13 protein-coding genes are annotated in these 19,508 nt (G+C 68.1%); 6 read left to right on the plus strand and 7 right to left on the minus strand.

The features are described 5' to 3' along the window. Positions 1 to 2: 2 nt before the first annotated feature. Together GQ674_RS14590 and aspS are read right to left on the minus strand one after the other, a co-directional pair. A complete protein-coding gene (locus GQ674_RS14590; protein ID WP_159497647.1) occupies positions 3 to 344 on the minus strand; it encodes a DNA primase in 342 nt (113 codons plus the stop codon). A gap of 60 nt (positions 345 to 404) precedes the next feature. After that, entirely contained in the window at positions 405 to 2,156 is a 1,752-nt protein-coding gene (aspS, locus tag GQ674_RS14595; protein ID WP_159497648.1) for an aspartate--tRNA ligase, read from the minus strand. Positions 2,157 to 2,359: 203 nt separating this feature from the next. On the opposite strand from aspS, the gene GQ674_RS14600 reads away from it, so the two are divergent. After that, entirely contained in the window at positions 2,360 to 3,301 is a 942-nt protein-coding gene (locus GQ674_RS14600; protein ID WP_236546091.1) for a DUF3011 domain-containing protein, read from the plus strand. Positions 3,302 to 3,511: 210 nt separating this feature from the next. On the opposite strand, the gene GQ674_RS14605 is transcribed toward GQ674_RS14600, so the two are convergent. Continuing rightward, entirely contained in the window at positions 3,512 to 4,141 is a 630-nt protein-coding gene (locus GQ674_RS14605; RefSeq protein ID WP_159497649.1) for a hypothetical protein, read from the minus strand. A gap of 126 nt (positions 4,142 to 4,267) precedes the next feature. Here GQ674_RS14605 and GQ674_RS14610 point away from each other — a divergent pair, with 126 nt between their 5' ends. Together GQ674_RS14610 and ggpS are read left to right on the plus strand one after the other, a co-directional pair. Beyond that, a complete protein-coding gene (locus GQ674_RS14610; protein WP_159497650.1) occupies positions 4,268 to 5,533 on the plus strand; it encodes an MFS transporter in 1,266 nt (421 codons plus the stop codon). Positions 5,534 to 5,595: 62 nt separating this feature from the next. Then, positions 5,596 to 7,827: a glucosylglycerol-phosphate synthase gene (ggpS, locus tag GQ674_RS14615; protein WP_159499470.1), complete on the plus strand. Its 2,232-nt coding sequence runs from the start codon at positions 5,596 to 5,598 to the stop codon at positions 7,825 to 7,827. An 85-nt stretch (positions 7,828 to 7,912) separates the two neighbouring features. Here ggpS and blaL2 read toward each other — a convergent pair whose 3' ends face one another. Continuing rightward, entirely contained in the window at positions 7,913 to 8,812 is a 900-nt protein-coding gene (blaL2, locus tag GQ674_RS14620; protein WP_159497651.1) for a L2 family extended-spectrum class A beta-lactamase, read from the minus strand. 208 nt (positions 8,813 to 9,020) lie between these two features. On the opposite strand from blaL2, the gene GQ674_RS14625 reads away from it, so the two are divergent. Continuing rightward, the gene (locus GQ674_RS14625) at positions 9,021 to 9,893 is read left to right on the plus strand and encodes a LysR family transcriptional regulator (RefSeq protein ID WP_159497652.1); all 873 of its coding nucleotides are present in this window, start codon (positions 9,021 to 9,023) and stop codon (positions 9,891 to 9,893) included. Between the two features lie 268 nt (positions 9,894 to 10,161). Here the strand turns inward: GQ674_RS14625 and GQ674_RS14630 are convergent, their stop codons facing one another. After that, complete coding sequence (locus GQ674_RS14630) at positions 10,162 to 12,018, minus strand: ABC-F family ATP-binding cassette domain-containing protein (protein ID WP_159497653.1); 1,857 nt, start codon at positions 12,016 to 12,018, stop codon at positions 10,162 to 10,164. 345 nt (positions 12,019 to 12,363) lie between these two features. Here GQ674_RS14630 and GQ674_RS14635 point away from each other — a divergent pair, with 345 nt between their 5' ends. Beyond that, entirely contained in the window at positions 12,364 to 14,757 is a 2,394-nt protein-coding gene (locus GQ674_RS14635) for a TonB-dependent receptor (RefSeq protein ID WP_159497654.1), read from the plus strand. A 362-nt stretch (positions 14,758 to 15,119) separates the two neighbouring features. Then, positions 15,120 to 16,820 (plus strand): YbaL family putative K(+) efflux transporter, encoded by a 1,701-nt coding sequence (gene ybaL, locus GQ674_RS14640; RefSeq protein ID WP_159497655.1) that lies wholly within the window; start codon positions 15,120 to 15,122, stop codon positions 16,818 to 16,820. Between the two features lie 222 nt (positions 16,821 to 17,042). Here the strand turns inward: ybaL and GQ674_RS14645 are convergent, their stop codons facing one another. Together GQ674_RS14645 and GQ674_RS14650 are read right to left on the minus strand one after the other, a co-directional pair. Beyond that, positions 17,043 to 17,924, minus strand: coding sequence for an AraC family transcriptional regulator (locus tag GQ674_RS14645; protein WP_159497656.1), 882 nt, complete (start codon positions 17,922 to 17,924; stop codon positions 17,043 to 17,045). Positions 17,925 to 18,100: 176 nt separating this feature from the next. Beyond that, positions 18,101 to 19,396, minus strand: coding sequence for an aminotransferase class I/II-fold pyridoxal phosphate-dependent enzyme (locus GQ674_RS14650; RefSeq protein WP_159497657.1), 1,296 nt, complete (start codon positions 19,394 to 19,396; stop codon positions 18,101 to 18,103). Between the last annotated feature and the right edge of the window lie 112 nt (positions 19,397 to 19,508).

Genomic DNA, 19,508 nt, shown 5'->3' on the forward strand with positions numbered 1-19,508 from the left:
CCTCAGGCCTGCGCTCCGTGGGGGGCGTCTTCTTCCTCGTCGCCCTCCTCTTCTTCCTCGTCCTCGTCCTCGTACTCTTCCTCGTCCTCTTCGCCTTCTTCCTCTTCCTCGTCGTCTTCCTCGTCGAGGTCGTCTTCGTCTTCTTCGTAGTCTTCCACGCCGAAGTCCTCGCCATCCCAGCGCCCTTCGCCGTCCTGCACGAAGGTCAACGCCATGGCGGCGGGATTGGTGCCCACGCGCACCAGCCAGCCACCGAACACGCGGGCGCGTTCGGTGACCAGGGTGGCGTCGGCGCCTTCATTGCCCAGCTTTTCCCATTCCAACGAAAACGCGAATTCGCTCATTGCAGGATCTCCGGGGTTTGGTGGGGCTTGCCGGGAAGAGCCCGGCACTACGTTGGCGGGTCAGGCCTTGCGCGGGCGAACCTGGATGTGCACTTCGGCCAGCTGCTCGTCCGGGATCGGCGACGGGGCGCCGGTCATCAGGCACTGCGCGCCGGTGGTCTTCGGGAACGGAATGACGTCGCGGATCGACTCGGTGCCAGCCATCAGCGCGGCGATGCGGTCGATGCCGAAGGCAATGCCACCGTGCGGCGGCGCGCCGAAACGCAGGGCGTCGAGCAGGAAGCCGAACTTGGCCTCGGCCTCTTCGGCACCGATGCCCAGCAGCTCGAACACCGCGCTCTGCATGTCCGAGCGGTGGATACGGATCGAACCGCCGCCGATCTCGTTGCCATTGAGCACCATGTCATAGCCGCGCGACACGGCGGTCTTGGCGTTGGCGCGCAGGTCGGCGATGTCGTCCACCGCCGGGGCGGTGAAGGGGTGATGCAGGGCGACGTAGCGCTGGGCTTCGTCGTCATACTCGAACATCGGGAAGTCGGTGACCCACAGCGGGGCCCACCCGTCGGCGACCAGGTTGAAGTCCTTGCCGGCCTTCAGGCGCAGGGCGCCCATGAAGTCGGAGACCTTGTTGTAACCACCGGCACCGAAGAACACGATGTCGCCGTTGCCGGCGCCCACGTGGGCCACCAGCGCGGCGAAGGCCTCTTCGCTGAAGAACTTGGCGATCGGCGAGCTGACTTCACCGGTGTCGCCAATCTTGATGTAGGCCAGGCCCTTGGCGCCGTACTTGGCGGCATGTGCGGCGTACTCGTCGATCTGCTTGCGGCTCAGCGTGGCACCGCCGGGGATGCGCAGCGCGGCCACGCGGCCGTCGGCGTCGTTGGCGGCGGCGGTGAACACCGGGAACTCACTGGTCTTGACCAGTTCGGCCACGTCCACCAGCTCCAGCGCGATGCGCAGGTCCGGCTTGTCCGACCCGAAGCGACGCATCGCCTCGGCCCAGGTCAGGCGCGGGAAGCTGGCGGCCAGCTCCACGTCCACCACTTCCTTGAAGATGGCGCGGATCATGTCTTCGACGAAGTCCTGCACGTCGCGCTCGCGCACGAAGGCGAACTCCATGTCCAGCTGGGTGAATTCCAGCTGGCGGTCGGCACGCAGGGCCTCGTCGCGGAAGCAGCGCGCGATCTGGTAGTAGCGGTCGAAGCCGGCCACCATCAGGATCTGCTTGAACAGCTGCGGGCTCTGCGGCAGGGCGTAGAACTCACCCGGGTGCATGCGCGCCGGCACCAGGAAGTCGCGGGCGCCTTCCGGGGTGGCCTTGGTCAGGATCGGGGTTTCGATGTCCTGGAAGCCGGTGGCGTCCAGGTGGCGGCGCAGCGCCTGCACCAGCTTGATGCGGGTGCGCTGCATGCGCTGCATTTCCGGGCGGCGCAGGTCCAGGTAGCGGTACTTCAGGCGGGTTTCCTCGCCCGGGTTCTCGTGGGCGTGGAACGGCAGCGGCTCGGCTTTGTTGAGCACCGTGATGGCCGTGGCGATCACTTCCACCTTGCCGGTGCGGATCTTGTCGTTCACCGCATGGCGCGCACGCACCACGCCTTCCACCTGCAGCACATCCTCGTAGCCCAGGCCGGCGGCCACGGCGAACACGGCCGCGTTGTCGACTTCCACCGTCACCTGCACGATGCCTTCATGATCGCGAAGATCGATGAAGCACACGCCGCCCTGGTTGCGGGCAACGTCGGTCCAGCCGGCGAGGGTAACGGTTTGGCCAATCAGGGTCTCATCGACCAGGCCACAGAAGTGGGTACGCATGGGGGTAAAGCTCCGCAGGAGAATGCCGGCACCAGGTTGCGCCGGACAGCCCTTTATTCTGCGGCGTAGCCTGCGCCGGGGCAAATGGGCCGTTGCCCGCCCCTGCCCGGCCGGGGCCTGCGGCCCGCCCGGCGGGCATCACGCGGCGTGAACCCGGCCCGTTCCTATAGTCCGCGCACCAACGACCGCAAGGGGATGTCGCTATGAACCGTCGCCTCACCGTTGTCTGCCTGGCCCTGGCACTGGGCTGTAGCGCCCCGGCCGCCCAGGCCCAGATGAGCACCCGCGCCTATGCCCCTGAGAACCTGTCGCAGCTGTCTTCCAGCGACCGCTCGCGGGTGATCACCCAGGAATATGCCGACCAGTCCAATGGCCGCCGCATTCCCGACGACCAGCTGCGCTTCTACTTGGCCCAGGTCAATTCGGGCTGGGGCTTCTCGCGGATCAAGCAGGACATCGCCACCTCGCTGCGCGGCAGCGGCGGCGGCTGGAACGGCGGCGGCGGGGGCAACAACGGCGGCACGGTGCGCTGCGAGAGCCAGAACAACCGCGAGCGGGTCTGCAACACCGGCTGGCGCAGTGCCCAGCTGTCGCGGCAGATTTCCGGCTCGGCCTGCCAGGAAGGGCGCACCTGGGGCTCACGCAACGGCACGGTGTGGGTCACCGGCGGCTGCCGCGCCGAGTTCGTCGAAGGGCGCGGCAACGGCGGCAACTGGGGCGGTGGCGGCGGCAGCACCGGCGGCACCATCCGCTGCGAGAGCCAGGACAACCGCGAGCGCAGCTGCAACACCGGCTGGCGCAACGCCACCCTGGTCCGGCAGATCTCGGGCTCGGCCTGCGTGGAAGGCCAGACCTGGGGCGTGCGCAATGGCGCGGTGTGGGTCAACCGCGGCTGCCGGGGCGAGTTCGCCGAGGCCCGGGGCGGCTGGGGCGGGGGCAACGGCGGCGGCAACGCCAATTACAGCGTGACCTGCAGCAGCAACAGCAACCGCCAGCAGACCTGCGCCTGGGACGCCCGGCAGGGCCGCCCGGTACTGCAGCAGCAGCTGTCCGGCAGCGCCTGCGTGGAAGGCCGCAGCTGGGGCTATACCAACAGCAGCCTGTGGGTCAGCAACGGCTGCCGTGCCCGGTTCGGGGTGCGGTAAACGCAGCAACGGGTAGTGCCGGCCGCTGGCCGGCAACCTCATGAACCCCCGGCAGGTGCGCGAACAGCAGCGGGGCAGAGCCCCGCTCTACGCGGTCTGGATGGCGCGGCGAACGGGTGCCCACCCCACGAACCGGTAGTGCCGGCCGCTGGCCGGCAACCTCATGAACCTGTCGAAGGTGCGCGAACGGGAGCGGGGCAGAGCCCCGCTTTACGGGCTGCTGCCCCAGGGCGCGGGCGGCAGCGCGACCGGCTTGCTCAGGTCGAACTCGACCTGGAAGCGGCGACCGCCCGGGCGGGTGAGTTCATAGATGAAGCGCTGGTCCGGCTCGATGTCCATCGCCCAGGTGTTGTGCACGGACGGCAGCATGTCTGCCTTGCGGAACATCGCCACCGAATCGGCATCCACCGGGAAGCTCTGGCGCTGCGCGGTACCCGGTGGCTTGCTGTCGCCGCCGTACATCGTCACCGCATCGGGGCTGCCGTCCTGGTGGCGATGATCGTGCTTCAGGCGCAGGCCGGTCTCGGTGCGGCTGATCACCCAGGTACGTGAGTGATCGTCGCCGACATGGAACGGAATGCGCAGCCCGTGGGCGGGGTCGTCGCACCCGCGCACATGCATCACCAAGCGCTTGCCGTCGAACGGATCGGGTGCATCGGTGCGTGGTTCGTTGGCAATCACCTTGCCTTCGTACGCCTTGCCGCAATGGGCGGCGACCGCGGCAAGGAACGCATCGGCCGGTGCATTGGCCACGTCGTGGGCCACGCTGTCCTGCCGCCCACCGCAGGCGGCAAGCAACAACGCAATGGCAAGCGGTGCAACAACGTTGGGAACATTCATCGCCCTACCCTAGCCTGCATGCACAGGCAGTGCAAACGCAGCGGCATGGCTGCCACCGGGGCTTCATCGTAGCTGTGCTACGGTAGATCAGGTGTTGTTTATTGCCTTCCCACCCAGGCCGCGCGCATGCTGCGGCTGACCGCCCTGCTCACCGGCGTCGCGCTGCTCCTTACCGGCAGCGGGCTTTTGGGTACGCTGCTGGCGGTGCGCGGCGGCCAGGCCGGCTTCGGTGCCGGTACGCTGGGGCTGGTGATGTCCGGGTATTTCGCCGGCTTCTTCATCGGTACCTTTTTCGCGCCCTCGCTGATCGGCCGCATCGGGCATATCCGTGCGTTCGCCTTCTTCGCCGCGCTCGCGGCAATCGCCGTACTTCTGCATCCGCTGTGGCTGCACCCCGTCGCCTGGGGAGTGCTGCGCATCGCCACCGGCATCGCGCTGGTCGGGCTGTATACGGTGATCGAGAGCTGGCTCAACGCCGAGCCCGATCCGGCCCGGCGCAGCCGCGCGTTCTCGCTGTACATGGTGGTCAATCTTTCTGCGCTGGCGCTGGGCCAGGTGCTGCTGATGCTGGGCGAGGCCAGCGCGATGGCGATGTTCATGCTGACCGCGATCCTGATCTGCGCGGCGGTGTTGCCGGTCACCGCAACACGCCTGCGCCAGCCGGACGTGCCGGTGGTGTCGCGGCTCACCCTGAGCCGGCTGTATGCGATGGCGCCGGTGGCCACCGTGGCGGCGGGCCTGTCCGGGCTGGCGATGGGCGCCTTCTGGGGCCTGCTGCCGGTGTATGCCGGCGCGGTGGGCTTGGATGGCAATGGCGTGGCGCTGTTCATGCTGACTGCGATTCTGGGCGGTGCGCTGCTGCAGTGGCCGCTGGGCCATATCAGCAATGGCCACGACCGGCGCAGTGGGCTGGTCGCCCTGAGCCTGGCCGCTGCCGGCATCGCGGTGGTGGCATCGCTGCCGATGATCCAGCTGCAGACCCACCTGCTGTTCGGGTTGTTCTTCTGCTACGGCGGGCTGGCGTTCGCGCTGTATCCGTTCGCGGTGGCCCACATGCTCGACTACCTGCCGCGCCAGCACCTGCTGTCGGGCTGTTCCAGCCTGCTGCTGGTGCACGGCGTGGGCGCGGCACTGGGTCCGGCGCTGGCCGGCGCGGCGATGCAGCGCTTCGGCCCTGCCGCGCTGCCCTTGTACTTCGCCGTGGTGCTGATGCTGCTGGCGCTGTTCACCGGCGCGCGCCTGCTGCGGTTCCAGCGGGTGCGCACGCATCCGGTCGGGTTCCGGCTGATGCTGCGCACCACGCCGTCGGCGCTGGAGCTGATGCCCGAAACCGACCTCGAGGCGCCGCCGGATACCCCCCCATCCACCCGTTCCGATAAGGAAGCCCATTGACTGTATCGACACCCGCCCTTTCCACTCCCACCCGTACTTCGCCGGCCACGCCGGCCCCGCAACTGATCCTGGCCACCGACCTGGATGGCACGTTCCTCGCCGGCGATGCCGCTGCGCGCCACCGGCTGTACCGGCTGGTTGACCAGCACCCGGGCATCGCCCTGATCTTCATCACCGGCCGCGGCCTGGAAGCGGTGATGCCGCTGCTTTCCGACCCGGCCATTCCGCGCCCGGACTACGTGGTCTGCGATGTCGGCGCGACCGTGGTGGATGGCCACACGCTGCAGCCCCTGCAGCCGCTGCAGTCGATGATCGATGCGCACTGGCCCGGCGAACACGTGGTGGCCGCGGCGATGCGCCCGTTCGCCGCGCTGCAGCGCCAGGACGTGCCCCAGGAGCGGCGCTGCTCGTACTTCTGCGATCCCCAGACGCTGGCGCCGCTGCGCGCGCAGATCCAGGCTGCCGCCCAGGCGCTGGGCTGCGACGTGCTGTATTCGGCAGACCGCTACCTGGACATCCTGCCGCCGGACACCGACAAGGGCCGCACCCTGGCCGCGCTTGCGCGCCTGCTCGACCTGCCGCGCGACCGCATCCTGGTGGCCGGCGACACCCTCAATGACCTGTCGATGTACACCGCCGGCTTCCGCGGCGTGTGCGTAGGCGATTCCGAGCCAGCGCTGACCGAAGCCACGGCCACGCTGACCAACACCTTCCATGCCCAGGCACCGGGCTGCGGCGGCATCCTGGAGGCGATCGAGCACTTCGCGCTGCTCGCCGACGATGACCGCTATCTTTACCCGCCCAAACAGGCCCGCGCCGCCGGCGCCGACCTGGTGATGGTCTACCACCGCCTGCCCTTCGACGAAGTAATGGAAAACGGTGTGCTGGTGCAGCGCCCGCCGCGCTCGCCCAACGGCATCATTCCCTCGCTGCTGAGCTTCTTCGAAGGCGGCCAGAAGGGCTCGTGGGTGGCATGGGGCATCGACGACCCCAAGCGCGGACCATTCCAGACCCACCTGGCCGTGGACGCCGAGCGCTACCCCACCCTTACCGCTGCGCGGGTGCCGTTGAGCCGGCAGGAAGTGGACATCTTCTACAAGCGCTTCTCGAAGGAAGCGTTCTGGCCGATGCTGCATGTGTTCTGGGAACGCGCGAAGTTCCGCGAGGACGACTGGCAGGTGTTCCTGACGGTCAACCGCAAGTTCGCCGAGGCCACCGCCGCCGAAGCCGCGCACGGGGCCACGGTGTGGATCCATGACTACAACCTGTGGATGGTGCCGGCCACGCTGCGGGAACTGCGCCCGGACCTGAAGATCGCCTTCTTCCACCACACCTACTTCCCGTCAGCGGACGTGTTCAATGTAGTGCCGTGGCGGCGCGAGATCATCGGCAGCCTGCTGTCGTGCGACTACATCGGCTTCCATATTCCGCGCCAGGTGGAGAACTTCGTGGACGTGGTGCGCGGCGCCGTGCCGGCCGAGCGCCTGGCGTGGGAAAGCTGCGCCCCGCGCTTCCTCACCTACGGGTGTGCGGTGGGGCTGGACACCATGACCACGCGCCTGCGCGTGGGCGACCGGGAGATCGCCCTGGGCGCACACCCGGTGGGCACCGACCTGCGCCGCATCCACAACGTGCTGGCGCGCAGCGACGTGCGCAATGACATCTTCAAGCTGCGCCGCGAGATCGGCGCGCGCAAGCTGGTGCTGTCGGTGGAACGCCTGGACTACACCAAGGGCACGCTGGCCAAGCTGGAGGCCTTCGAACGCCTGCTGGAACAGCATCCCGACCGCCAGGGCAAGGTGACCCTGCTGATGGTGTGCGTCCCGGCCGCGCGCGAGATGACCGTGTACCGCACGCTGCAGAACCAGATCGAGCAGGCGGTGGGCCGCATCAACGGACGCTTCTCGCGGCTGGACTGGACGCCGGTGCGGTTCTTCGCACAGGCACTACCCTTCGAGGAGGTGGTGGCGCACTACGCGGCGGCGCAGGTGATGTGGATCACCCCGTTGCGCGACGGCCTGAATCTGGTGGCCAAAGAGTTCGTGGCTACCCATGGCATCGAAGGCAGCAGCGGCGTGCTGGTGCTCAGCGAGTTCGCCGGTGCGGCAGCGGAGTTGAAGGGCGCGGTCCTGACCAACCCGCACGACCCGGCCGATCTGACGGCCGGGCTGCTGCAGGCGTTGTCGATGCCGGAGGAAGAAGCCACCGGGCGCATGCGGCAGCTGTTCGGCAGCGTGGAATATCACGACGTGGACCGCTGGGGGCGCGAGTTCCTGGAGGCGGTACGCGGCTGACGTAGAGCCGGGCTGTGCCCGGCTGCCATTGGATCGGGCATGGCTTGGAGCCGACCAACGGTCGGCTCTACCGCGGGGTGGGCGGTTACGCGGCGTGGATGTGCTGCTCGGCGATGATCGCCACTTGGCGCAGTACATCGTTGCGAGCGGCATCGTCCACGCGGGCGCCTTGCAGGTAGCTGGTGAGCACCCACGGTGCGCCGCCGGTCAGTGGCCAGAGGATGGCGATGTCGTTGGTGGTGTCTTCGCCGTTGCTGCCGGTTTTGTCACCCACCCGCCATGCCTTGGACAGGCCGGCGCGGAGGCGTGCATCGCCGGTTTCGTTGTCGATCAGCCAGTCGGCCAGTTGTTGGCGCGACGCCGGCAGCAGCACCTCGCCCAGCACCAGCCGCTGCAGGCTGGCGGCCATGGCCGCCGGGCTGGTGGTATCGCGCGGATCGCCGGGGGCGAAGCGGTTCACCTCCGGCTCGTCACGGTCGTTGCGGGTCACGTCATCACCGCTGGCGCGGAGGAACGCGGTCACGCCGGCCGGGCCACCCACGACGCGCAGGAGCAGGTTGGCGGCCGGGTTGTCGCTGGTGACCAGGGTGGCCCGGCACAGGTCACGCACGGTAAGGTCCTTGCCCACGTGGCGCGCGGTCACGGGTGCATGCGACAGCAGGTCCTGCGTGGTCATCGCAAGGCGCCGGTCCAGCGAGAGCTTTCCCTGGTCCGCCAACTGCAGCACGGTCGCGCACAACGCGAACTTGAAGGTGCTGCACATCGGGAAGCGCTCGTCCTGGCGGTGGCCGAAACGCCGGCCGCTGCCGGTGTCCAGCAACGTGACGCCCAGACGGCCGCCACTGGCCGCTTCAAGCGCGGCGAAATCGCGGGCCGTGGGCCGGGGCGTGGCCGCCACGTCGGGTTTTTTTGCAAACACGCTGGCGGCGATCGCCGAGACGGCGGCAGCGCCGCTGCATTGCAGGAAAAGACGTCGAGCGAGCATGCGGATCCTCCGTGGCGAAGGCAGAGTATCGCCAGCATCCCCGCCGGCCCACCAGCAACCATTTTCAGCGGCAGTCATAACGTGAACTAATACGTGTCGACTGCGACAACGGGCGGCGCATCTGGAAACCCCGATGGATATTCATGCAGGGCGGCGCATGCGCCGCAGGAATGCGATGATTCCATCACTCCAGCTCACGGCTCCCGCCATGCTCCGCCCCCAGTTGCCGCTCAATGCCCTGCGCGCCTTCGAGGCCGCCGCCCGCCACCAGAACTTCACCCGGGCCGCGCTGGAGCTGTGCGTCAGCCAGGCCGCGCTCAGCCACCAGATCCGGGCGCTGGAAGACCGGCTCGGGGTGTCGCTGTTCAATCGACTGCCGCGCGGGGTGGCGCTTACCGATGAAGGCGCGCGGCTGTATCCGGTACTCAACGAGGCCTTCGACCGCATCGCGGTGAGCCTGGACCGGTTCGTCGGGGGACATTTCCGCGACGTGCTCGGGGTGGGGGTGGTAGGCACGTTCGCCACGGGCTGGCTGCTGCCGCGGCTGGCCGATTTTTCCGCGCGCCATGCCGATATCGAGCTGCGCGTGCAGACCCACAACAACCGCATCGACCTGGCCGGCGAAGGGCTCGACCTGGCGATCCGGTTTGGCGATGGCGACTGGCAGGGCCAGGTGAGCACGCCGGTGCTGGACGCCCCGTTCGCCCCGCTGTGCGCGCCGGCTCTGGCGCGCAGCCTGCGCGATCCGCGCGACCTGGCCAACGTGGCATTGCTGCGTTCGTACCGCAGTGACGAATGGCCGCGCTGGCTGCAGGCGGCCGGGGTGGCGGAGCTGGAAGCGCGCGGCCCGGTGTTCGATTCGTCGCTGACGTTGGCCAGTGCAGCGGCCGCCGGTGCGGGCGTGGCGCTGCTGCCGTTGAAGATGTTCGAACAGGACCTGGCGCAGGGACGGCTGGTCCAGCCGTTCGCAAAAACGCTGGACCTCGGGCGGTACTGGTTGACGCGCCTGCGCTCGCGCGCCGAAAGCGATGCGGCGCGGCGGTTCCGGGAATGGCTGGAGGCGCAGGACGGCGCGGCGTGAATCCCGCGGCCACGTAGAGCCGGGCTCTGCCCGGCTTGCCAAGCGAAGGTGCGTTCCGATAAGCAGACGCGTAGAGCCGGGCTCTGCCCGGCTTGCCAATTGAAGGTGCGTTCCGAAAGGCAGACGCGTAGAGCCGGGCTCTGCCCGGCTTGCCCGCCACAGGCGCATTCCGGCCGGTACCGTAGTTACGTGTCCCGAGATGCAGCCGGGCAGAGCCCGGCTCTACGGGGCTTGCCCGGTAGATGCCGACCGCTGGTCGGCATGCCGTTTACGCGTCCAGCAGCTCCATCCAGGTCTGCTCGGCCTTGCTGAGCAGCGTGGCGGTAGCCTCGCGGTCGCGGCCCAGCACGGCCATGCGGGTGCTGTCGGCGTAGTTGGACGGATCGGCCAGCTGCCGGTCCAGGTCGGCCAGCAGCGCTTCCAGCTCGCCCACCTTGGCTTCGGCGGCGGCCAGCTTGTGCGGGTTGACCGGCTTCTTCGGCGGCAGCGGCGGGGTCGGCGGCACCGGTTCCGGTGCGGCCGCGGCCATCTTCTGCTTGGTGCCCTGCGCGGCGGGACGCGAGCGCAGCCACGCCGCGTACGCATCCAGGTCGCCGTCGAACGGCTCCACCACGCCATCGGCCACGCGCCAGAAGGTATCGCAGACCAGGCCGATCAGATGGCGGTCATGCGACACCATCACGATCGCGCCCTCGAAGTCGGCCAGCGCCTCGGCCAGCGCTTCGCGCATTTCCAGGTCGAGGTGGTTGGTCGGTTCGTCGAGCAGCAGCACGTTGGGCTGCTGGAAGGCGATCAGGGCCAGTGCCAGGCGCGCGCGCTCGCCACCGGAGAACCCGTCCACCGGCTCGAAGGCACGGTCGCCGGCGAAGTTCCACTTGCCGAGGAAGTCGCGGAACACTTGGTTGGGCGCATCGCGGTCCAGGTCGCGGAAGTGCTCCATCGGTGACTGCCCTTCATGCAGCGACTCCACCGTGTGCTGGGCGAAGTAGCCGATGCGCAGGTCCGGATGCGCGGCGCGCTCACCGGTCAGCGGGGCCAGCTCGCCCACCAGGGTCTTCACCAGCGTGGTCTTGCCCGCGCCGTTGGGACCCAGCAGGCCGATGCGCTGGCCGGCTTCCAGGCCGAAGCCTACGTTGTGAAGGATCACCGCATCGGCGCCGTACCCGGCATCGACATGGTTGAGCCGGATCAGCGAGAACGGCAGCTTGGCCGGCGGCGAGAACTCGATGCGGAACTCGCGCTCGGCGCGCACCGCCTCGGTGCCGGCCAGCTTGGCCAGGCGCTTCATGCGGCTCTGCGCCTGGGCGGCCTTGCTGGCCTGCGCCTTGAAGCGGTCGATGAAGCTCTGCAGGTGGGCGCGCTCGGCCTGTTCCTTCTCGTGCGCGATCTGCTGCTGGCGCAGCTGCTCGGCGCGCTGGCGCTCGAAATCGGTGTAGCCGCCCGGGTACAGCTTGGCGCCACCGCCATGCAGGTGCAGGGTGTGGGTGGCCACGTTGTCCAGGAACTCACGGTCATGCGAGATCAGCAGCAGCGTGCCCGGGTACTTCAGCAGCCACTGTTCCAGCCAGAACACCGCGTCCAGATCCAGATGGTTGGTCGGTTCGTCGAGCAGCAGCAGGTCGCTGGGCATCATCAGCGCGCGGGCCAGGTTCAGGCGCACGCGCCAGCCGCCGGAGAACGAGGACACCGCCCGCGAGTGGGTCTCGGCCGGGAAGCCCAGGCCATGCAGCAGCTTGCCGGCACGGGCCTCGGCGTCGTACGCGCCGATCTCGGCCATCTTCTGGTGCGCGGTGGCCACCGCCTCCCAGTCTTCGCGCGCGGCGGCCTCGGCCTCTTCGCGCATGACCGCGGCCACCTCGGTGTCGCCCTCCAGCACGAACTGCAGCGCCGGGTCGGGCAGCGAGGGGGTTTCCTGGGCCACGCTGGCAATGCGGACCTTGCCGGGCAGGTCGACATCGCCCTTGTCCGCCTCCAGCTCGCCCTTGACGGCGGCAAACAGGCTGGACTTGCCGGCACCATTGCGGCCGACCACGCCAACGCGGTACCCCGCGTGCAGGGTCAGGTCGACATTGGACAACAGCAGCCGCTCGCCACGGCGCAAGGCGAAGTTACGAAGGGAAATCATCTTGGGGGGTCCATATAACGGAATGGAATGTGCTGGTGAGCACCCTTCCTGCGACGTAATTCTAACGTTAACGAATACTTGACGCGCCCCGGGATGCGCAGCAGGCCTCGTTCCTCTCTCCCACGACCCTGCATGCGCTTCCCCGGGACCCTGATGTCGGGCCCGCCAGTTCACGTAAATGGTTGCTTCTGCAACGTTTTTTGTCGACCTGGCGGTTATTTGACAAGCGATGAATATCCCGTTAATTCCTTTATTGCGCACCGCAACACCCGCCTTCGCCGACCCGCTTCACGCCGTCGAGATGTCGTTCCGGTGCCGCATCGTCCCTACCGGAGCCACGCCCAGATGAACCGCAAGACCAGTACGCTCGCCGCCGCCGTAGCTGTCGTGCTCGGTGCCTCCAGCTTCGCCGCCAGCGCCCAGGACGCCCCTGCGCGCACCGCCGCCAACACGCTGGACACCATCATCGTCACCGGCACCCGGGTCGCCGACCGCACCGTGGCCGAATCGCAGTCGCCGATCGACATCATCACCCCCGAAGCGCTGCAATCCACCGGCACCACCGAGCTGGCCACCGCGCTGTCGCGGGCCCTGCCCTCGCTGAACTTCCCGCGCCCGGCCCTCACCGACGGCACCAGCGGCATCCGCCCGGCGCAGCTGCGCGGGCTGTCGCCGGACCAGGTGCTGGTGCTGGTGAACGGCAAGCGCCGGCATACCTCGGCGCAGATCAACGTCAACGGCAGCATCGGCCGCGGCTCGTCGGCGGTGGACATCAACGCGATCCCGATCTCGGCGATCGAGCGGGTGGAAGTGCTGCGTGATGGCGCGTCGGCCCAGTACGGCTCGGACGCGATTGCCGGCGTGGTCAACATCGTGCTGAAGGGCGCGTCCTCCGGCGGCAGCCTGGCCGTGGACGCGGGCCAGTACTCGGCCGGCGACGGCAACAAGTACCAGCTCTCCGGCGATGCCGGTATCGGCTTCGCCGATGGCCGCGGCAGCGTGCACGTGGCCGGGCAGATCCTGCAGCAGGACGAGAGCAACCGTGCCGGCCCCTACCAGGGCACCGCGCCGAACACCGGCAATTTCCCCAACATCGGCCAGACCACCTTCGTGGTCGGCGACCCGCGGGTGGACGCCACCGCCGCCTCGGTCAACGCCAGCTTCCAGTTCAGCGACCACGTGTCGGCCTACGCCACGGCGATGGCCAGCAACCGCGACATCACCTCGTTCGCGTTTTATCGCTCGCGCACCAACAGCGGCCAGGGCCCGTTGCTGGCCCAGACCTACCCCGACGGTTTCGTGCCGCAGATCAACCAGTACTCCAAGGACCGCTCGCTGGTGGCCGGGGTCAAGGGCAACACCGACAGCGGCTGGACCTGGGATGTGAGCGCCAACCACGGCGAAAACACCATCGATTTCCACACCCGCAACAGCATCAACTACAGCCTCGGCCTGACCAGCCCGCGTTCGTTCTACGACGGTACGCTGAAGTACACCCAGGACATTTTCAACGCCGACCTGACCAAGTCGCTGGACTGGGGCCTGGCCTACCCGGTCACGCTGTCCTTCGGCGGTGAGTACCGCCGCGAGAACTGGGAGCAGTCGGCCGGTGAAGCCAATTCCTATTTCGGCAGCGGCGCGCAGGGCTTTGGCGGCTTCACCCCGCTCAACGCGGTGGACGCCGACCGCCACAACTACGCGGTGTATGCCGGGCTGGAAGCCGACCTCACCGACAAGTTCTCGGCGGGCGTGACCGGGCGCTACGAGGATTACTCGGACTTCGGCGACAAGTTCTCCGGCAAGCTGTCGGCACGCTATGCGTTCACCGACAAGGTCGCGCTGCGCGCCACCGCCTCGTCCGGTTTCCGCGCCCCGTCCCTGGCCCAGCAGAGCTACCAGGCGGTCACCAGCACGATCATCAACGGTGCCTTCGTCGAGCGCGGCACCTTCCCCACCACCAGTGCCGCGGCACAGGCGCTGGGCGCCAGCCCGCTGAAGGCCGAAAGCTCCACCTCCTACAGCCTGGGCCTGGTGCTGCAGCCGATCGATCGCCTGTACCTGACGGTGGATGCGTACCAGATCGACATCGACGACCGCATCGTGTTGTCCACCAACATCACCACCAATGCCGCCGCCAATTCGCTGCTGGCCGGGCTGGGGCTGCCCGGGGTCACCGCGTTCTCCTACTTCACCAACGGCGTGGATACGCGTACCCGCGGCATCGATGCGGTGTCCAGCTACTCCATCCCGTTCAGCGCCAGCACGCTGGAACTGACCGCGGCCTACAGCTACAACGACACCGAGGTGAAGAAGTTCATCGCCTCGCCGCCGGTGTTCGGCACGCTGGGCATCACCCAGTCGCTGATCGGCCGCGACGAAATCGGCCGCATCGAAGACAGCTACCCGCGCAACAAGACCATCCTCAGCGGCACCTGGCGCAGCGACCATTGGGACCTGAACCTGGCCGCCACGCGCTACGGCAGCTTCACCGTGCGCAACTCGGCCACCGCGCTGCGCGACCAGACCTACGACGGCTCGTGGGTGCTGGATGCGTCGGTAAGCTACAAGCCCAGCGAGAACTGGGCCCTCACCCTGGGCGCGGACAACCTGCTGGACGAATACCCCGACCGTACCGTGGACCTGCAGAACTCCACCTGGGGCATGCTGCCGTACAGCAACTACTCGCCTTACGGCTTCAACGGCGCCTACGTATACGGTCGCATCAGCTACAAGTGGTAATAAAGTAGTGCCGGCCGCTGGCCGTGGACGCGACAACGCATTCGCGCTGTCGCCCCACGGTTTGCTGCGCAAACCGCGGGCCCCGCTCACCTGCCCCCATACCCCCGCCGCTTCGCGGCCGCCCCCTGACTCAGGGGGCACTGTCAAACGCCTTTCCACATACCCCATGCCCCGGTCTTCCGGGGCATGTGCGTTTTCGGCCCGCAACCGGGCGATTCCGCGCATTCATGCCTGTCATGCGCGCCTGTCCCGGACAGCACATCACCTGACCACGGGGACATACCAGCACTGTGGCACGCGATGTTTGCCCGGATCGGCCGCATCGGTGAAAATCGGGACATCCCCTATTTTTGCGAGCCCCGATGCACCATGACACCGACCTGATCAACATCGTTGCCGTTGGCCTTGGGCTCGCCTTCATTCTCGGCGCGCTGGCCAACAAGCTGCGTTTGTCTCCCCTGGTCGGTTATCTGGTTGCGGGCATCTGCGTAGGACCGTTCACCCCCGGCTTCGTCGCCGACCAGGCCCTGGCCAACCAGCTGGCCGAAATCGGCGTGATGCTGCTGATGTTCGGGGTGGGCCTGCATTTCTCGCTGAAAGACCTGATGGCGGTGAAGGCGATCGCCATTCCCGGCGCGATCGGACAGATCCTGGTGGCCACCCTGCTCGGCTGGGGCCTGGCGGCGCTGATGGGCTGGCCGGTCATCCACGGCGTGGTATTCGGCTTCGCGCTGGCCACCGCCAGTACCGTGGTGCTGCTGCGCGCGATGGAAGAGCGCCGCCTGCTGGAAACCCAGCGCGGCAAGATCGCGGTGGGCTGGCTGATCGTCGAGGACCTGGCCTGCGTCCTGGCGCTGGTGATGATGCCGGTCCTGGCCGGTGTATTCGGGCCGGACTCGGCCAATGAAACCCACACCCTTGGCAGCGTGCTGGCCAGCATCGGCTGGACGTTCGTGCAGCTGGGGCTGTTCGTGGCAGTGATGCTGGTGGTGGGCCGCCGGGTCATTCCGTGGATCCTGGAGCGCATCGCCAGCACCGGCTCGCGCGAGCTATTCACCCTGGCGGTGCTGGCCATCGCGCTGGGCGTGGCGTTCGGCTCGGCGATGCTGTTCGGCGTGTCCTTCGCACTGGGTGCGTTCTTCGCCGGCATGCTGCTCAACGAATCGGAGTTGAGCCACAAGGCCGCCAATGATTCGCTGCCGCTGCGCGATGCGTTCGCGGTGCTGTTCTTCGTCTCGGTGGGCATGCTGTTCAACCCGGCCATCCTGATCGAGCATCCCTGGCAGGTGCTGGCCACCGCGGCGATCATCATGTTCGGCAAGTCCGCTGCCGCGTTCGTGATCGTGCGCGCCTTCGGCCACCCCACAGGCACGGCGCTGACCATCTCGGCCAGCCTGGCGCAGATCGGTGAGTTCGCCTTCATCATCGCCGGCCTCGGCGTGACGTTGAAGATTCTGCCGCCCACCGGGCAAGCGCTGGTGCTGGCCGGCGCGCTGATCTCGATCATGCTCAACCCGGTGGTGTTCGGTCTGCTTGATCGCTGGCTGCTCAAGCATCAGGAAACCACCCCGACGGCGGTGGAAACGGATCTGCCGCCAGGCCCGTCGCTGGACCTGCACGACCATGCCATCGTGATCGGCTACGGCCGCGTCGGCAGCGCGCTGGCGCAGGTGCTGCGCGACCGCGGCGTGCCAGTGCTGGTGATCGACGACAACAAGGAACACGTGGCCGAAGCGCACGCGGCCGGCCTGCCCGGCATCCGCGGCAGTGCCGCCTCGGACAAGGTACTGGCCGAGGCCCACCCCGAGCGCGCGAAGATCGCGGTGCTGGCGATCCCGCAGCCGCTGGAGGCCGGCGAAACCCTGGCCAAGCTGCGCGCGCTCAACCCGGGCCTGACCCTGCTGGCGCGCGCGCACAGCGATGCGGAAGTGAAGCACCTGCTGGAGCACGGTGCCGACGGCACGGTGATGGCCGAGCGCGAGCTGGCCTATTCGCTGGCCGAGATGGTCATGGCCACCCCGCCGTACCGCACCATGGGCAAGCACAGCATCCCGGTGGTGTAACGCGCCGCCATGCGGGGCTGGCTGCCGGTTTCGGGATTCCGTGCAGCCACCCATGGGGTGGCTCTACCCCCGGTGCGCGGATGCAGCACGCACCGTCATGTCGGTACGCCGGATACCACCGCGTCGATGCACCACACACCGCCGCATTGATGTATCCCCGGTAGAGCCACCCCACGGGTGGCTGCGTTTCATCCCGGTCCCGCGTACCGGCCTTGTGCCCGGTCAACGCAGCGGCACGCAGATGTCGGCGCGCAGGATGGCCTCGGGCACGTTTTCAGGATCGTCCAGGTAGTGGTAGTACAGCGGCGCGTCGCGCAGTGCGCGGCCGCTGTCGGGCAGCCACTGGCGCAGCAGTGCGTCGGTGGCCGCTTCCAACCCGGCATAGCTGCCCACATGGCGCAGCACGGCATACGCACCACCGCCCAAGGTCAGCGCGCGCAACGGCACGGGGATGTCGGCCACGGCGCGGCCAAAGCCCATGCCGCACTCGAACTCGCACGCATCGGCCGGCACATCGCGATGGTCGTTCAACGCAATGCCCACCAGGGCCTGCAGGTGGTCGGCCAGGCCCTGTTCCGCGGCCCAGGCATACACCTGGCCGAAGGCCTGGTCGAGGTCGTCGAAGGCACCCCGCGTGCGCAATACCACCACGTCGAACGGCTCCAGCGCGGTCACCTGCACCTGCAGCGGCGTACTGTCGTCGGCACCGTCACCGGCCGGCAACGACAACCGGTGCTGCCAGTGCGTGCGCAGCGCCGCATCGTCGCGCAGCGCGCTCGGCGTGGCATCGAGCGCCTGCCGACACGCGCGCGCCAACGCCTGCGGGCTTTCAAAGCCCACTTCCAGCGCAACCCCGGTTATCCGGCTGTCGGCGTGGGCCAGCAGCTGCAGCGCGCGCAGCAGGCGCAGGCGGGCCACGGTGCGCCCCGGGGTTTCGCCGGTCAGCGCGCGGTACAGGCGATGGAAGTGGAAGGGCGACTGGTGCGCGATGGCGGCCAACGCATCCAGGTCGGGCAAGGGCTCGCCGCTACGCAGACACTGCTGCAGGTGGGCAATCACGCGGTCGATGCCGTGGCGTTGGCGTAGCTGGGCGATGCGGCTCATGACGTGCTCCGTGTCGGGGTGACGTCCAGCATGCGTCGGTGCCCGCCACGGCGCGTGGCCGATCTTGCGCAGTTGGAGGGCCGCACCCGGATGGTAGCGCCCCTCCAGGCAGAACGTGGTTCTGCCGGAAAAACCCCACGACGGCCGGCCCGCACCGGCCGCCGTGGGCCCCACCTCTACGCCTTCGCCAACGCCTGCTGCAGGTCGGCAAGCAGGTCGTCGATATGTTCGATGCCGATCGACAGCCGCACGGTGTCCTCGCTGACCCCGGCCCTCGCCAGCTCGGCCGCATCCAGCTGCCGATGGGTGGTCGAGGCCGGATGGGTGGCCAGTGACTTCGCATCGCCCAGGTTCACCAGCCGGGTGAACAGCTGCAACGCGTCCAGGAAGCGCGCACCTGCCGCACGACCGCCGGGCAGGCCGAAGGTGAGCACGCCCGAGCCGTGGCCACGCAGGTACTTCTGCACCAGCGCATGCTCGGGATGGTCCGGCAGCGCGGCATAGTTCACCCAGTCGACCTTGGCGTGGTCGCGCAGGAACGTAGCCACCGCCAGTGCGTTGGCGTTGATCCGGTCCAGGCGCAGCGCCAGGGTCTCGATGCCCTGCAGGATCAGGAACGAATTGAACGGCGAGATCGCCGCGCCGGTGTTGCGCAGTGGCACCACGCGCGCGCGGCCGATGTAGGCCGCAGGCCCCAGGGCTTCGGTATAGACCACCCCGTGGTAGCTCACGTCAGGCTCGTTCAAGCGCCGGAAGCGCTGCTTGTGCTCGGCCCACGGGAAGCGGCCCGAATCGACGATGGCGCCACCCAGGCTGGTCCCGTGGCCACCGAGGTACTTGGTCAACGAGTGCACCACGATGTCCGCGCCGAAATCGAACGAGCGCTGCAGGTACGGTGTGGCCACGGTGTTGTCCACGATCACCGGCACGCCGTGCGCGTGGGCGATCTTTGCCACCGCTTCGATATCGGTGATGTTGCCGCGCGGGTTGCCGATCGATTCGACGAAGACCGCCTTGGTACGGTCGTCGATCAGCGCCGCGAACGCCTCGGGGTCGTTGTAATCGGCAAACCGGGTCTGGATGCCGAACTGGGGCAGCGTGTGCGCGAACAGATTGTAAGTACCGCCATACAGCGCACTGGAGGAGACGATGTTGTCGCCGGCTTCGGCGATGGTCTGGATGGCGTAGGTAATGGCCGCCTGCCCGGAGGCCAGCGCCAGCGCGCCGATCCCGCCTTCGAGCGCGGCGATGCGCTGCTCCAGCACGTCGGTGGTGGGGTTCATGATGCGGGTGTAGATGTTGCCCGGCACCTTCAGGTCGAACAGGTCCGCGCCGTGCTGGGTGTCGTCGAAGGCGTAGGCCACGGTCTGGTAGATCGGCACCGCCACCGCGCGTGTCGTCGGGTCGGGTTTGTAGCCGCCGTGCACGGCGATGGTTTCCGCTTTCCATTCGGGACTTCCGTGCTCAGACATCGCGCCTCCTCCGGTTGAATGCCGACGATACCGAACAAAAAACCCCCGCCGGAGCGGGGGTTGATGGTCATGCAGCATGGTCTGAGCACGAACGGTTATCAGCAGACCACGG

The organism is Stenotrophomonas sp. 364 (assembly GCF_009832905.1).
Classification (GTDB): Bacteria; Pseudomonadota; Gammaproteobacteria; order Xanthomonadales; family Xanthomonadaceae; genus Stenotrophomonas; species Stenotrophomonas maltophilia_AP.